This is a genomic window from Leptolyngbya sp. FACHB-60 (assembly GCF_014695775.1).
Taxonomy (GTDB): domain Bacteria; phylum Cyanobacteriota; class Cyanobacteriia; order Phormidesmidales; family Phormidesmidaceae; genus Nodosilinea.
The window spans coordinates 1-14,714 of sequence record NZ_JACJOX010000064.1 but is presented as its reverse complement, the minus strand read 5'-3'; the positions used below and the strand labels follow the sequence as shown (position 1 = coordinate 14,714).

Below are 14,714 nucleotides of genomic sequence, written 5' to 3'. Positions count from 1 at the left end.
TCACTCAGCTGGCCTAGAAATATGAACTGGTAGATGCACCCTGATAATTCCCTGGCCCTTGGGCTGGGGAATTTTTTTGCCAAATTACATAGGCATGGCGGCTGAGAAGTTCTGGAAAATTCAGGTTAGACTGAGGCCAGAATTGGGGCATCTCGGCGGTTTTGCCAATGGATTTCGAGAAAATTGCTGTACACATCAACCAAGTTGCTGTGGAGCGCAAGGGGCGACCGCTGAAGGATGTCGAGCGTCTGGTGCTACAGGGGTCTTGGGAGAACAAGACCTATGCGGCGATGGCAACCCCCACCGCTGGCTACACCGAAGACTATCTCAAAAAAGACGTCGGCCCCAAGCTCTGGCAGCTGCTCACCGAGTTGGTAAATGCCGATCTCCAGGGCGTTCGGGTGACGAAGCGCAACATTCAGAATGTGCTGCACACCTGGATGGTGCAGGGGGGTGCGGCGGCTGAACCGGCCCCGCCGCCGAATATTGTGGTGGAGCCGCCACAGCCCCTACCGACCCCTACCCTCGTGGTGCGCGAGTCTCCCCGCCTTGACTTGGACGACTGTGCGGGCCGCCAGGCCGATCTGGCCACCCTAACCGAGTGGATTTTGGCAGATCGCTGCCGCACAGTGGTGCTGTGGGGGCTACCAGGAGTTGGTAAGACGACGATGGCGGCCGCGATCGCCGCCACCGTTGCCCCCCAGGTAGACCAGTGTGGCTATCTAGCTCTGACCGCTGAGGCCACCGAGCAGGATGTGCTGGGGGCGATTGTCCACTGGCTTGACCCGCAGGCGAGGGCGATCGCCCCCTTGGCCCAGGTAGACTGGGTGCTCGATCAACTGGGCCAGCGCCGCGCCCTGCTGATTCTCGATGGTCTAGAGCAGCTCTTTGAGCCTCAGCAGCCAGCGGGCAGCTACCGAGCCCATACCGACGCCCTCCAACACTTTTTTCATCAGGGGGCCGAGCACCATCACCAGAGCTGTCTAGTCTGGGTCAGCCGCGAAAAGCCCGCCGATTTTTCCCAGGTGCAGGGGCCACGGGTGCGAGATTATATTCTCGGCGATCTGGTTGTCGAGGCGGCCCGGTCGCTGCTCCAAGCCCCGGATGCGCTTAATGCCCCTGACGACTGGAGCGCGCTGATCGATCGCTACGGCAGCCATCCTCTGGTGCTGCGGGGGCTAGGGGCGACACTGCGAGAGGTCTACCAGGGTCAGCCTCGGATGTTGCTCCAGGCGGCGAAGACGGTTGTGCCCGTCGTCGTACACCGCACCTTTACCCAGGCCCTACATCGACTGCCAGCTGAGGAATGGGCCCTGCTGTACTGGCTAGCCCTGGCCCAGGAGCCAGTTGCCCTCGACGACCTCAACGGGGCTATGCAACCCCCCCTACCTGACACGGTGGTGCAGTCAGCCCTAGGGCGGGGCTGGGTTCAGGCTCAGGCCACTGGCGGGCGTGGGCTGGTGTTGAGCCTAGGCCCCTCGGTGCAGGCCTTAGTTCTAGAGCGACTACAGGGCGTGCTGGCCGCTGAGCTAGAAGCCGAAACGTTCGACTGGCTCCAGCGGTTGCCCCTCGTCACCATGACCGCCCGGGAGGTAGTGCAGGAACGTCAGCGGGCGGCCATGCTCAGCCCGCTAGCAGAAGAGCTGCGGCAACAGTATGCTACCGATGGGGCTCTGGCCGCTAAGGGCGATCGCCTGCTCAAGGCTCTACAGCCCTTCGTGGGTCAGCCGGGCTACGGGGCCGCCAACGTCATTCACCTTTGTCAGCACCTGGGCCTGGGCATTAGCGGTGCCGATTTTTCTCATCTAGCCATTTGGCAGGGCGATTTGCGGCGGGTGAGCGTGCAGGGAGCCAGCTTTAGCCAGGCCCAGTTTAGCGACACCACCTTTGCCACCGCCCTTGGGCGCGACCCAGTAGCCGCTTTTAGCCCTGTTGCTTCTAAAGATAGGCAAGGCCAGCGCGGCTTGTCTCTAGAGGAGGGACGGCACTTAGCCACGGGCGATCATGAGGGTCGACTGCTGCTGTGGGATTTGCGGCGGGGCAAGCTGGTCTGGATGTTTGACGAGGGCCAGAGCATTCGCTCGCTGGCCTTTAACCCCCAGGGCGATCTGCTGGCTGTGGGCACCGAGAGCGGGCAAATCTGGTTGTGGTCAGTGGGATCCACCTATCACACCGACATTTTGGACGACCACCAGGCCCCAGTGCGAGCCCTGGCCTTTAGCCCCGACGGCAGCCAGCTGGCCTCCGGTGATGACAGCGGTCGGCTGTGCCTGTGGGAAGTCGCTTCGGGGTTTGGCCAGGGCTGTCTGGAGGGCCATGCTGGAGCCATTCACAGCCTGGCCTACAGCGCTTTGGGCAACCACCTGTTGAGCGGCGGCGATGACCAGCGCGCCTGCCTGTGGAATGTGGGCGATCGCACTCTGCTGAAAGATCTCCAAGCGCGATCAACCGCTGCGATTCGCACCGTAGGGTTTTTGCTCGACCCCAACGATCCTGACTGCCAGCCGATTCCCTTCGCAGCGGGTTGTGACGACCGCTGCCTGACCATTTGGAATTTGGCCACCGGTCTGCCCTGCTGGATTTTGCCCACCGACGTACAGGCTCTGCCCGCTCTCGCCATCAGCCCCGACGGGCGCTACCTGGTGTCTAGCGGCCAAGACTTCACCGTCACGGTGTGGGATATTCCCGGTCGCCGTCTCTGCTATGCTCTGCCGTCGCTGGGAGCGCCAGTATGGACCCTGGCCTTTAGCGCTGACAGCCGCTATTTTGTCACCGGCAGCAACTACACCATCAAACTCTGGAGCGTCAAGCGAGGCCAGTGCTGGCGCAGCTTTCTCAGCCAGGCGCATCCGGTGTGCTGCATGGCTTTTAGCGCTGGCGCTGACAGCGGCATCATTCTCACTGGCCACGACGATACCCACCTGCGGCTGTGGCAGGTCAACGCCCAGAGCCCCTACGCCATTGGCCCTCGTGCCCTAGCGGGCCACAGCGGTTCGGTGCGCACCGTCGCCCTTAGCGCCGATGGTCAGTGGTTGGCTAGCAGCGCCGACGACCAAACCCTGCGGCTCTGGTCGATCGCGACCGGCCAGAGCCAGTGGGTGGTCGCCAAGCCAACCCCGGCCACCCTGCTGCGCTTTAGCCCCGATGGCCAGTGGTTGGCCACCGCCGGCCCCGACAGCGGCATTGTGGTGTGGGATTGCACCACTGGCAGCGCCGCAGGGGAGCTAGAAGGTGCCCCTGATAGCCCGACCGCCCTACTGTTTAGCCCCGACGGTGACTGGATTGTAGTAGGCGCTAGGGATGGCACCATCGGTCTCTGGCCGTGGCAGCAGCAAGCACTAGGCTCGGATCGCCGCATCCTGTTAGGCCATCAAAGTCAGGTACACAGTCTTGCGGCCCAGGGTGAGAGACTGGCCAGCGCCAGCCACGACGGCACTGTTCGCTGGTGGAATCTGGGGCAGGACAATGGCTGTCTCGGCCAGTGGCAGCACCCCGCAGAGCACTGGCTGCAAGGGGTTACCCTGAGTCCTGCGGGAGACATTCTGGCGATTATCAGCCAAAACACCCAGGTCGAGGTGTGGGACGTTGAAACCAACCAATGCCGTCATACCCTCAAGGGCCACAGCCAAGATATTTGGCAAGTCTCGGGTTGCTCTAGCGGCACCCATCTGATCACCGCCAGCCAAGACGACGAAATCCGCGTGTGGGATCTGGCAACGGGTCTGTGCCAGCAGACCCTCCGCCCCGATCGCCCCTACGAAGGCGTCAATATTCGTGGGGCCACTGGCTTGTCTAACACTGAAGAACGAATGCTGAAATCTTTAGGGGCGATCGTCAGTTACTAATGTCTATTTCAGGGGTTGAGCTAGCTGTCGCAACAAGTGCCAGCACTATATTTTCCTTGAGCTGTTCAGGCCACATCTACAATGGAGGACTGTTATTGCCTTAGTTGCCTCTCCCATGACCCCGATCGCTACCACCATTGCCACCGAGCTAGACATTCGCCCTGCCCAGGTCGAGGCCACCCTGGCACTGTTTGCCGAAGGGGCGACGGTACCCTTTGTGGCTCGCTACCGCAAAGAGCGCACGGGAGATCTAGATGAGGTGCAGCTGCGGCAGATTGCTGAGCGATACCAGTACCTGACGGAGCTTGAGGATCGGCGACAGACGGTGCTAACCGAAATTGAGAGCCAGGGCAAGCTCACGGATGCACTAAAAGCTGCGATTCTTGCCTGCCAGCAAAAGACGGAGCTAGAAGATCTCTACCTACCCTACCGGCCCAAGCGCCGCACCCGCGCCACCATGGCGAAGGAAAAGGGGCTAGAGCCGCTGGCCCAAAAAATTGAGGAGCTAAATAGAACGGGCAAGCGGGCGGTTCTGCTTCAGGAAGCCCAGTCGTTTGTGAACCCGGATAAAGGGGTTCAGTCTACGGATGAAGCGCTCCAGGGGGCGGCGGATATTTTGGCAGAGCAGGTGGCGGAGCGGGCAGAGCTGCGGCGCTATGTGCGCGATCGCCTCCTTAACCACGGCCAGTTCACCGCCAGCATCAAAAAAGGCCATCCCGAGGGCAGCACCAAGTACGAGATGTATCGGGCTTACCAGGCCCCAGTGCGATCGATTGCCTCCCATAACCTGCTGGCGCTGCTGCGGGGCGATCGCGAAGGCATTCTCAAGGTGGGGCTGGAGGTTGAGCCCGACCCCATTCTGCAAACCTTAGAAAAGCGGGTGGTGAAGACCCCTGTACCCGAGATTCGCCAGTTTTACCGGGGAGTGATTCAAGATGCCTACAGTCGGTTGATGAAGCCGTCGCTGACCAGCGAGGTGATGGCCGAGAAAAAGGCCTGGGCCGATGAGGTGTCGATTCAAAACTTTGAGGCCAACCTAAAGAATCTGCTGCTGTCGCCCCCGGCAGGCATGAAGCCCACCCTGGGGGTTGATCCCGGCTTTCGCACTGGCTGTAAGGTGGCGGCGGTGGATAGCACCGGCAAATTTTTGGAATACCAAGCGGTGTTTCCCCACCAATCCCAAAACCAGCGACAGCAGGCTGCTCAGACTTTGGCAGGGATGATACGTAAGCACAAGATCGAGCTGATTGCGATCGGCAACGGCACCGCCAGCCGCGAAACCGACGCCTTTGTGGGGGAAGTCTTGAAGACTCTGTCGAATCCCCCGGTGAAAGTTTTGGTGAATGAGTCGGGGGCCTCGATCTACTCCGCCAGTGAAGTAGCGGCGGCAGAATTCCCCGACCTGGATGTAACGGTGCGGGGGGCGATTAGCATTGCCCGGCGGCTGCAAGATCCCCTGGCGGAGCTAGTCAAGATCGACCCCAAATCGATCGGCGTGGGCCAGTACCAGCACGATGTCGATCAAAAGCGGCTGAAGCAAAAGCTGGATGACACCATTGAGAGCTGCGTTAACTACGTGGGGGTGGATCTCAATATGGCCTCCCGTGAGCTGCTGACCTACGTATCGGGGCTGACCCCGGCGGTGGCGAACAATATTGTGGAATTTCGCGATGCCAACGGCGCATTTCATTCGCGTCGGGAGCTGCTGAAGGTGAAAAAGCTGGGACCCAAGGCCTTTGAGCAGGCGGCGGGGTTTTTGCGGATTCGCAACGGCAAAAACCCGCTCGACAACACGGCGGTGCACCCCGAGAGCTACGGCATTGTGGATGCGATCGCTGCGGATCTCTCCCTGCCCCTGACGCAAATTCCCAAAGCCGCCGATCGCCTAAAGCGCCTCGATATCAAAAAATACACCACCGCCGAGGCTGGAGAACTCACCCTGCGCGACATCTTGCAGGAGCTAGAAAAGCCCGGCCGCGACCCCCGCGAGCAGTTTGCCTACGCCCGCTTTCAGGACGGCATCAACGAAATTACCGACCTGAAGCCGGGCCTTACCCTGGAAGGGGTGGTCACCAATGTCACCAACTTCGGCGCGTTTGTGGATGTGGGGGTGCACCAGGATGGGCTGGTGCATATTTCGCAGATGGCCGATCGCTTTGTCAGTGACCCCAACGAGATTGTCAAGGTGGGCCAGGTGGTGATGGTGCGGGTGATGGAGGTGGATACCAAGCTCAAGCGCATCGGTCTGTCGATGCGGGCGGCATCCTAAAGCTGGAGAAAAGTGGGGGCAACGTTGATTCCCCTCGGGCGATCCCCTAAGGTGATCAAGGGCATACCGCCCCTGGAGCCATGATTGACCCATAACCATGACCAAGCAGCTAATTCTCTTTCGCCACGGCAAATCTGACTGGAACGTGAGCAATGGTCGCGATCGCGATCGCCCGGTAGCCGAGCGCGGCATTGTTGCCGCCAAAACCATGGGCAAGCTGCTGGCGACGGCGGGCAAAGTCCCCGATCTGGCCATTACCTCGTCGGCGGTGCGAGCCCGCACCACGCTAGAGATTGCCATGGAAGCCGGTCAATGGCCCTGCCCCATGAGCGTCACCGACGACCTCTACGAAGCCTCGATCGACCAGGTGCTAGAGGTGATTCACTCGGTGCCAAACCACCACCGATCGCTCATGCTGGTGGGTCATCAGCCAACCTGGGCTGATGCAGTTTCGTTTTTTTTGGGCGGTGGTACCGTGGCCATGCCCACGGCTGCCATGGTCTGCCTTGAGTTTGAAATCGCTACCTGGGCTCAGATTGACTATGGTCGAGGCACTCTGCTGTGGCTGCTGCCCCCTAGGCTGTTTACCTAAGACGCTGACTGACTGTTGCCACGCTCGTAGACTGGCTCTCGGAGGCGATCGCCGTCTGATGCAGGGATTTATAAGCCTTTAGCTCTTTGCCCTCAACTACGACCACACCCACAGCAGTCTGGATGTAGACCTTGCCATCTAGGGCATAGACTACTGGGGCCAAAGTGGGGTCTACGGTAGCCTGAGGGGCTGGGGCACCTGGGAATCTTGGGGGAGGGGCCGGGCGAGGGGCTGGATCGGGTACTCTTACCGGCACAGGCGCAGCAGAAACGGGTGGCTCAGCAGTCGGAGTTGGTACAGCTCGACCTGGCGGCGGTGACCAAACACAGGTTTTGTCGCCCTCTTCGCAGGGCTCTTTTTCAAGCCAGGCCACCATGTCATCGCCGTGGTAAACGTTCTCGCCCCGCAGGGTCTCGACGTAGAGGGTGCCGCTATTAATGGCAATGTCGCGAATCGGGTACCACTGATTTTGGGCCAACACTAGCAGGTCAAGCTGCAGCGGGCGATTGCCGCGGCGGCTATGCTGCATCCACCATTGCTTCCAGAGCTGGCGGGCGGCGGCGTAGTTGACGTGGTAGCCCTGGGGGATAGGGTGCTGGGCATAGCACAACACTGGCTATCTAATCCCTGACCAACGGGCAAAAAGTGATGATCGATCAAGACCTGGTGCAGCACATTGGTGTAGTCGGTGTGGCGGCGCACCTCAATGCGAGCCGGAGTAGTGGCATCGTAGGCGGTGGCTAACAACGATCCTTTGCGGCCTAGAAGCTGACGCACATTGTTGGCGGGCTGAAGGCGCAGCGACTGATTTGCCTCTAGGGTGGCATCCCCCGAGACAAACCACTGCAACAGAGTCAAATCATCAAGTGAGGTCATGTACGCACCAGTTTCAGAAATGTGGTGAGGGCTAAGCTCTGAAGAGCTATCTAGGCCGCGATCGCTGAAAGCTTTCACCATCGCAAATTTATTAAGCCCACTAGGTCTAGCAAGGTAGCCACAACTTTGACCTAAGGAAGGCTGGCCAATGCCCTGTATCAGATCAATGCATTCCTAATGCTATGCAATCTGATGCCAGAATCCGGATGTTTTCTCCGTGGTATCAAGAAGATTTTGTAAATTCTTATACAGTTCATCTGTGGGTGAGAGCGTTACAACCGCCGCCATAATTTACATAGGTTTGCTTTGCTCAGCGTCTCGGCTAGGCCAAGTTGGCGGAACTTATTGCTGGAGCTAGTGCCCCGGTATTACCTGGGTCGCTATTAAGCGATTATGTAATTAGAACCCTGATTTAAATTAGGGATTGGCCCGGTCCCTGGGGGTTCTCGGTATAGTTAAGGAGACGTTGAACCCAGTAGTGCGATGACCGCAACCGTCAACAGACAGCACGGGTTTCTGCAAACTAACGGCCTGCACCTGCACTACGTCCGTCAGGGGCAAGGACCGCTGATGCTGTTTTTGCACGGCTTTCCAGAATTTTGGTACTCTTGGCGGCACCAGCTCGACCATTTTGCGGCCCAATATACCTGCGTTGCCCTAGACCTGCGGGGCTACAACGACAGCGACAAGCCCCCAGGTGTCGACGCCTATCGCCTGGATGTTTTAGTGGAGGATGTGCGGGGGGCTATTGCCGCTCTAGGCTATGACCGGGCGGTGCTGGTGGGACACGACTGGGGGGGCGCGATCGCCTGGGCTTTTGCCTACGCCCACCCCGAGCTGCTCCAGTCGCTAATCGTGATGAATATTCCCCACCCCGCTAAGTTTGCCGAGGGGCTGCGCCATCCTCAGCAGCTATTGCGCAGCTGGTATATTGGGGCCTTTCAGCTACCGCTGTTGCCCGAACTCCTGTTGCAGGCAGGCGACTACTGGCTGATCGAGCAAATGTTGCAGGGCATGGCGATCGATAAAAGTACCTTTAGCGCCGCTGATCTGCAAGCCTACAAAACCGCCGCCGCCAAACCCGGTGCCCTCACCGCCATGGTCAACTACTACCGGGCCTTGAGCTTTAGCGGCCCGCAGTGGCGACCCTGGGGCATTCTCGAAGTGCCCACCCTGTTGATCTGGGGCGAAGCCGATGCGGCTCTGGGCAAAGAACTCTCCGTCGGCACCGAAGACTACGTACGCCATCTGCGGCTGCGCTACATTCCCCAATGTAGCCACTGGGTGCAGCAGGAGCGCCCTCTCCAGGTCAACGCTCTCATGGACGAATTCCTCGCCTTGGAGCCATGATCGTTTCTGCAGACCTCCGCACCACCTTGCTCGGTTTGCTTGCCCAACGCGGCCCCAGCAAAACGATCTGCCCCTCCGAAGTCGCCCGCGCCCTCAGTCCTAAAAATTGGCGCGAACTCATGCCTGCTGTTCGTGAAGTCGGCGTTGAGCTAGTGGCCGAGGGGCAGATCGTTGCCCAACAGAGAGGGCAAATGGTTGACCCCAAAACTGTTAGGGGGCCAATTCGCTACGGCCAGGCCGAGAGTGCAGTAGGCAATCGCGGGGATGCGGAAACAGTTTCTGGAAGTGATGGGTAAAGGCATCTGGTCAGCCCTGGCAACACTGCTTGGCACCTGCATTTTGAGTAACCCTGCCCTCTGACGGTTGCCCAGTGCAACCCCTGACTACCCCTTGGGCAACCTAGAAGTGTCCCTTTCTGTGGATGCCGCCAACCATGCGTGTGCTCGTGCTTAGCCACACTTATATTGTTGACCTCAACCGCGAAAAGCTGCGTGCATTGGCCCAGCTTTCCCCCGAGATGGAGGTGGTGGTGGGCGTTCCTCAACGCTGGCAGCCCGGCGGCGTGCAAAACCGGCTGATTGTCTCTGAACCCTTGCGAGCGGGTAACTTTCGGGTGCAGCCCCTCAGCAATCTCAGCCAAAACAACCAGGGATTGCTCACCTTTGGTCCCGATCTGATTAGATTGCTGCAAAAATTTCGGCCCCAGGTCATTCAGGTTGAGCAGGGCGCTAAAGCGCTGGGCTACGCCCAAACCATCACTCTCAACCGCCTGCTGGGCCTCAGGGCCAAAAACGTCTTGTTCACCTGGTGGAACTTACCCTACCAGCTCAAATTCCCGATCTCTGCTCTCGAAGCCTATAACTTGCGGCATACCCACGGTCTGGTGGTGGGCAACCAGGACGGGGCAAATGTTTTGCGCGATCGCGGTTACATCGCCCCCTACCGGGTCATGCCTCAGCTCGGCGTCGATGAAACCCTGTTCCGTCCCCAGCCCCAGCCCGAGTTAGCCCAGTCCCTCGCTATTGCCAGTGATGCCTTTGTGGTGGGCTACTGCGGTCGCTTCGTCGAAGAAAAGGGACTGCTGACTCTCTGCGCTGCCTTGACCACTCTGCGAGACCAGCCTCAGCCCTGGGTGTGGCTGCTAGTGGGTCGAGGCGAACTGCGAGATACCATTCAAGCAAAGGCTGATGGGTTGGGCATCGGCGATCGCCTCCGCTGGGTGACTGGCATTCCCCACGATCAGGTGCCCAACTATATCAACCTCATGCACACCCTAGTGCTGCCCTCCGAAACCACTGAGAAGTTTAAAACGCTTACCGCCAAAGGTTGGAAAGAACAATTCGGTCACGTTCTCATTGAAGCTATGGCCTGCGCTGTTCCCGTCATCGGCTCCGACTCCGGCGAAATTCCCCACGTTATTGACCAGGCCGGCCTCGTCTTTCCCGAAGGCAACGCCCCTGCCCTTGCGGAGCACCTGCGCCTCTTGATGGAGAATCCTGCCCGGAGGCAATCTCTCGGGGAATCAGGCTACTACCGCGCCATGGGTCGTTATACGAACCGAGCGTTGGCAAAGCAATTGTTGGAGTTCTACGAAGAGATTGGGGTGCGGTGAGGAAGATAGGGGAGGTGAGGGGGATGGAAGAGTTGGGGCGAGGAGGTTACTTCAACAGTCAAACATATCCATCCTTAAATGTTTCCTCCTCCGCTTACTATCTTCCACTTCTTTACTCCCCTATTTCCCCATCTCCCTTATCTCCCTCACCTCCTCTACCCATGCGCGTCCTCCAAATCGTCCCCTCCATCTCCCTCATCTACGGCGGCCCCAGCCAAATGGTGCGTGGCTTTGCCCAGGGGTTGGCAGCGGCGGGGGCGGAGGTGACGATTCTTACCACTAATGCCAATGGCGACTCGGGTCAGTCACCGCTGGCGGTTCCCTTAGGCGTGCCGGTACGGGAAGAAAACTATTCAGTGCGCTACTTTGCCTGTTCGCCCTGGCGGCGGTATAAGTTTTCGGCGGGGCTTTTGACTTGGCTTTACCAACACGCTCACGAGTTTGATCTGGCCCACATTCACGCGTTGTTTTCGCCCCTGAGCACGGCGGCGGCAACGGTGGCGCGCGATCGCGGTCTACCCTATGTGCTGCGTCCCCTGGGTACCCTCGACCCAGCAGATTTGCAGAAAAAAAAGCGACTCAAGCAAATCTACGGACGGCTGTTTGAAGCCCCCAACATTGCCGGAGCGGCAGCGCTGCACTTCACTAGCCCGATCGAGGCAGAGGTCTCCCATCGGTTTGGGGCCAGCGCTGAAGATTGGGTAATCCCGCTGGGAGTGCAGTCGCCAAACGCGTTGCCAGAAGCTGAATGCCAGAGAATTTTGGCGCAGATGCAGATTCCCCAGGGTCGCCCCCTAATGCTCTACCTCTCTCGCCTAGATCCTAAGAAGGGGCTCGATCTGCTGTTGCCGGCCCTGGAACAGCTCACTGCCCTGGGCAGTGAGTTTCATCTGGTGCTGGCGGGGGGAAATCCTCAAGACCCAGCCTATGAGCGGACTATTGGCGATCGCCTGCGGGCCACTCCTCTGGGCGATCGCACCACGCTCACAGGGTTTGTGAGCGGTGATGCCAAAGCTGCCCTGCTGCAAGCTGCGGATCTATTTGTGCTGCCCTCCTACTACGAGAACTTTGGCATTGCCGTAGCTGAGGCCATGGCTGCGGGGGTGCCGGTGGTCGTGTCTAAGGGGGTCTATATCTGGCCCGACATCGCTGCCAGCGGCAGCGGCTGGGTGTGCGACTTAAGCCTAGACGGGGTCACCCAGGTCTTAGCTGAGGCCTTGAAAGATTCTGCCCAACGGCGGCTGCGGGGGCAGCGGGCTAGGGCCTATGCTAGAGAGTATTACGACTGGGATGCGATCGCCCATCAAACCCTTGCCGCTTACCGTAACGTTCTGCCCGAGTCCTTAACCAACTCCAAAGCTCTGTTTCCTTAGTAACCGACATTGAGTAGTGTCATAACCCGCACTCCCTGCCCTGGGAGAACGGTGTATAAAGATACGTATAACGGTACGTTAAGAAACTCATCAGGTTTTTCACCCTTTAGGGGAAAATCTTAACTACAGAGCGAGATCTACCCCCAACCACCGTCGAGTTTTATAGGTCTACCTCCCATGCTTCAGGATGCCAAAGCTGTTCGGTACTATCAACGAATTACCGATGCCTTCGTCGACCAGTGGAACCGAGGCTATCGCACCAGCGAGCTGCGGCTTTACCTCGAAGGCTATCTAGCCGCCCTTCGCCACTCCGACGCCCTCGAACCCTATCTCATTCACCGCCTCGAAGAAGATACCATTCGCTACCTCAACGACCCGTCAAACTTCATCATGGCCCAGCCCGAGCCTGAGATTTATTAACTCCCTAAAAAGACTCCACCTAAAAATTGCCAGGATTTTGCTGTAGCGGCGCCTAGTCTTTGGCTATGGAAAATATTTTAGGGCAAAGTTTTTTTAGTGCAGTATTTGAGATAAAAACTTCTTAATCCGCTCCTCTTGGAGGTTATTGAAGGAGTCATCGGGGGTTGTGTCAGCGACTAAATGCCCCTCGGATAGAAAAATAATGTGATCGGCTACTCCTAGGCAAACCCCACTTCATGGGTGACACACACCATTGTCATACCCGATTTTGCCAAGTCACGCATTACAGCCAGCACTTCTTGTACTCTCTCTGGGTCTAGGGCAGAGGTCGGTTTATCAAACAGCATTACTTTGGGACGCATAGCTAGGGCGCGAGCAATGGCGACTCGCTGCTGTTGCCCCCGAAAGCTGCCCGGTATACTTATTGGCCTGGTGAGAATGCCTACTCGCTCTACCAGTTCCATAGCCTGACTTCCGTCTCATCCTTGAATAGCCCGCACAGGTGAATTGGCCTCAGGGTGACGTTTTTTAAATCTTTAAAATCGTCAGGTGGGGAAATAGGTTGAACTGCTGAAACACCATGCCGACCTTTCACCGCACCAGTTCTATACCCTGCTTATCGTGGGCGATTTCTGTGCCGTCATCGATGCTGCCCCTTGGTAGGGCTCTAAGCCGTTGAAGGTGCGAATAAAGGTTGATTTGCCCGACCCAGATGGCCCCATCAACACAACAACTTCGCCAACTCTAGGCTTAGTCAAATACTGGGAGGGCTTTCACTGCAAATCTCGCTCAGACCTGTCATGTTTCTAGATCAATAAAAAAGGCTCCTGCCCTAGGGCAGGAGCCTTTTACTTAGTTAACCCTCTCGGATTGGCCTCAACTTTAGTCGAGGTCGCCCATAGCGAGCACGGGTTCAGTTTCGCGATCAATACCTTTCTCAAAGCCTGCCTCAGCCGCGCGGGCGCGACCAGCATGCCAGAGGTGGCCAATCAGGAAGAAGAAGCCCAATACAAAGTGAGAGGTCGATAGCCACTGGCGGGGGTTAACAAAGTTCACGGAGTTAATTTCCGTAATCACACCACCCACCGAGTTGATGGAGGCGTTGGGCGCGTGAGTCATGTACTCGGCTGCGCGACGCACCTGCCAATCTTGGATATCGTTGGTCAGCTTATCGAGGTCAAGGCCGTTGGGGCCACGCAGGGGCTCCAACCAAGGACCCTGGAAGTCCCAAAAGCGCATGGTTTCACCACCAAAGATGATCTCACCAGTGGGGGAGCGCATCAGGTACTTACCCAAACCAGTGGGGCCTTGGGCCGCACCGATGTTGGCACCCAGGCGCATGTCGCGCACCAGGAAGGTCATTGCCTGAGCCTGAGAAGACTCGGCGTTGGTGGGGCCGTAGAACTCAGAGGGATACGCAGTGTTGTTAAACCATACGTAGCAGGAGGCGATAAAGCCCATCAGGGACAGAGCGCCCAGGCTGTACGATAGGTAAGCTTCACCAGACCAAATCAAAGCACGACGGGCCCAGCCGAAGGGCGTGGTGAGAATGTGCCAAATGCCGCCAGCAATGCAGATCAGGCCAACCCAGATGTGGCCGCCGATGATGTCTTCCATGTTGTTGACGCCGACAATCCAGCCGTCGCCACCAAAGGGAGAACCCAGCAGGTAGCCAAAGATAACGGCGGGGTTCAGAGTCGGGTTGGTGATGAGGCGGACATCGCCACCACCCGGTGCCCAGGTGTCATAGACACCGCCGAACACGGAAGCTTTCAGCACCAGCAGCAGCGCACCGCAACCCAGCAGGATGAGGTGGTAGCCGATGATGTTGGTCATCTGGTTCTTGTCTTTCCAGTCGTAGCCGAAGAAGGAAGAGTACTCTTCCAGCACTTCGGGACCGCGCAGGGCATGGTAAATACCGCCAAGACCTAGTACCGCCGACGAAATCAGGTGCAGCACACCGACAACGAAGTAGGGGAAGGTGTTGATCACTTCACCACCGGGCCCTACGCCCCAGCCCAGAGTGGCTAGGTGAGGTAGCAGAATAAAGCCCTGCTCATACAGAGGCTTATCGGGAACAAAGTGGGCTACTTCAAACAGGGTCATAGCCCCGGCCCAGAACACAATCAGGCCAGAGTGGGCCACGTGGGCACCCAACAGCTTGCCGGATAGGTTGATTAAACGAGCGTTACCAGACCACCAGGCAAAGCCGGTAGATTCTTGGTCGCGCCCAGCAATATACGAGTTGCTAGAGAGCGTTACCACGGGGGAGTACCTCTTCGGGGAATACAAACTTCTCATGGGGCTGGTCGGTCGGTGCCATCCAGGCCCGAATGCCTTCGTTCAGCAAGATGTTCTTGGTGTAGAAGGTCTCAAA

The 14,714-nt window shown here is 58.3% G+C and carries 11 protein-coding genes and 2 pseudogenes; 8 read left to right on the top strand and 5 right to left on the bottom strand.

Annotation, left to right across the window (positions count from 1 at the left end):
* Positions 1 to 167: 167 nt before the first annotated feature.
* The 3 genes from H6F57_RS24180 (at position 168) to H6F57_RS24170 (ending at position 6,706) form a co-directional block, all read left to right on the top strand.
* Positions 168 to 3,845: a hypothetical protein gene (locus H6F57_RS24180; protein WP_190630910.1), complete on the top strand. Its 3,678-nt coding sequence runs from the start codon at positions 168 to 170 to the stop codon at positions 3,843 to 3,845.
* 115 nt (positions 3,846 to 3,960) lie between these two features.
* Positions 3,961 to 6,114, top strand: a complete 2,154-nt coding sequence (locus tag H6F57_RS24175; RefSeq protein WP_190630908.1) for a Tex family protein — start codon at positions 3,961 to 3,963, stop codon at positions 6,112 to 6,114.
* A 97-nt stretch (positions 6,115 to 6,211) separates the two neighbouring features.
* Entirely contained in the window at positions 6,212 to 6,706 is a 495-nt protein-coding gene (locus H6F57_RS24170; RefSeq protein WP_190630906.1) for a histidine phosphatase family protein, read from the top strand.
* Here the strand turns inward: H6F57_RS24170 and H6F57_RS27760 are convergent.
* Together H6F57_RS27760 and H6F57_RS27755 are read right to left on the bottom strand one after the other, a co-directional pair.
* Positions 6,699 to 7,235, bottom strand: coding sequence for a hypothetical protein (locus tag H6F57_RS27760; RefSeq protein ID WP_199289970.1), 537 nt, complete (start codon positions 7,233 to 7,235; stop codon positions 6,699 to 6,701). The genes H6F57_RS24170 and H6F57_RS27760 overlap by 8 nt on opposite strands.
* On the bottom strand, positions 7,187 to 7,582 hold the full coding sequence (locus H6F57_RS27755) for a hypothetical protein (RefSeq protein WP_199289969.1): 396 nt from the start codon (positions 7,580 to 7,582) through the stop codon (positions 7,187 to 7,189). The genes H6F57_RS27760 and H6F57_RS27755 overlap by 49 nt, the downstream gene beginning before the upstream one ends.
* A 483-nt stretch (positions 7,583 to 8,065) precedes the next feature.
* Between H6F57_RS27755 and H6F57_RS24160 the strand changes: the two genes are divergently transcribed.
* The 5 genes from H6F57_RS24160 (at position 8,066) to H6F57_RS24140 (ending at position 12,337) form a co-directional block, all read left to right on the top strand.
* On the top strand, positions 8,066 to 8,932 hold the full coding sequence (locus H6F57_RS24160; protein ID WP_190630904.1) for an alpha/beta hydrolase: 867 nt from the start codon (positions 8,066 to 8,068) through the stop codon (positions 8,930 to 8,932).
* Positions 8,929 to 9,228 carry a DUF3253 domain-containing protein gene (locus tag H6F57_RS24155; protein ID WP_190630903.1) on the top strand — a complete coding sequence of 100 codons (300 nt, stop codon included), beginning with the start codon at positions 8,929 to 8,931 and terminating at the stop codon, positions 9,226 to 9,228. The genes H6F57_RS24160 and H6F57_RS24155 overlap by 4 nt, the downstream gene beginning before the upstream one ends.
* Before the next feature lie 137 nt (positions 9,229 to 9,365).
* Positions 9,366 to 10,544: a hormogonium polysaccharide biosynthesis glycosyltransferase HpsO gene (hpsO, locus tag H6F57_RS24150; protein ID WP_190630962.1), complete on the top strand. Its 1,179-nt coding sequence runs from the start codon at positions 9,366 to 9,368 to the stop codon at positions 10,542 to 10,544.
* Between the two features lie 161 nt (positions 10,545 to 10,705).
* A complete protein-coding gene (gene hpsP / locus H6F57_RS24145; protein ID WP_190630901.1) occupies positions 10,706 to 11,917 on the top strand; it encodes a hormogonium polysaccharide biosynthesis glycosyltransferase HpsP in 1,212 nt (403 codons plus the stop codon).
* Between the two features lie 177 nt (positions 11,918 to 12,094).
* Positions 12,095 to 12,337: a DUF6761 family protein gene (locus H6F57_RS24140; RefSeq protein WP_190630899.1), complete on the top strand. Its 243-nt coding sequence runs from the start codon at positions 12,095 to 12,097 to the stop codon at positions 12,335 to 12,337.
* A gap of 93 nt (positions 12,338 to 12,430) precedes the next feature.
* Here H6F57_RS24140 and H6F57_RS28470 read toward each other — a convergent pair.
* From H6F57_RS28470 to H6F57_RS24125, 3 genes and pseudogenes are all read right to left on the bottom strand, one after another.
* Positions 12,431 to 13,095 (bottom strand): annotated as a pseudogene (locus tag H6F57_RS28470) (amino acid ABC transporter ATP-binding protein); the annotation flags it as partial.
* Between the two features lie 124 nt (positions 13,096 to 13,219).
* Positions 13,220 to 14,602 carry a photosystem II reaction center protein CP43 gene (gene psbC / locus H6F57_RS24130; RefSeq protein WP_190630897.1) on the bottom strand — a complete coding sequence of 461 codons (1,383 nt, stop codon included), beginning with the start codon at positions 14,600 to 14,602 and terminating at the stop codon, positions 13,220 to 13,222.
* Positions 14,586 to 14,714 (bottom strand): annotated as a pseudogene (locus tag H6F57_RS24125) (photosystem II D2 protein (photosystem q(a) protein)); the annotation flags it as partial. The gene psbC and the pseudogene H6F57_RS24125, both read right to left, overlap by 17 nt.

Excerpts from the sequence above, each read along its gene's own strand:
- H6F57_RS24180 (WP_190630910.1), top strand. The coding sequence starts at position 168 with ATGGATTTCGAGAAAATTGCTGTACACATCAACCAAGTTGCTGTGGAG.
- H6F57_RS24175 (WP_190630908.1), top strand. The coding sequence starts at position 3,961 with ATGACCCCGATCGCTACCACCATTGCCACCGAGCTAGACATTCGCCCT.
- H6F57_RS24170 (WP_190630906.1), top strand. The coding sequence starts at position 6,212 with ATGACCAAGCAGCTAATTCTCTTTCGCCACGGCAAATCTGACTGGAAC.
- H6F57_RS27760 (WP_199289970.1), bottom strand. The coding sequence starts at position 7,235 with ATGCAGCATAGCCGCCGCGGCAATCGCCCGCTGCAGCTTGACCTGCTA.
- H6F57_RS27755 (WP_199289969.1), bottom strand. The coding sequence starts at position 7,582 with ATGACCTCACTTGATGATTTGACTCTGTTGCAGTGGTTTGTCTCGGGG.
- H6F57_RS24160 (WP_190630904.1), top strand. The coding sequence starts at position 8,066 with ATGACCGCAACCGTCAACAGACAGCACGGGTTTCTGCAAACTAACGGC.
- H6F57_RS24155 (WP_190630903.1), top strand. The coding sequence starts at position 8,929 with ATGATCGTTTCTGCAGACCTCCGCACCACCTTGCTCGGTTTGCTTGCC.
- hpsO (WP_190630962.1), top strand. The coding sequence starts at position 9,366 with ATGCGTGTGCTCGTGCTTAGCCACACTTATATTGTTGACCTCAACCGC.
- hpsP (WP_190630901.1), top strand. The coding sequence starts at position 10,706 with ATGCGCGTCCTCCAAATCGTCCCCTCCATCTCCCTCATCTACGGCGGC.
- H6F57_RS24140 (WP_190630899.1), top strand. The coding sequence starts at position 12,095 with ATGCTTCAGGATGCCAAAGCTGTTCGGTACTATCAACGAATTACCGAT.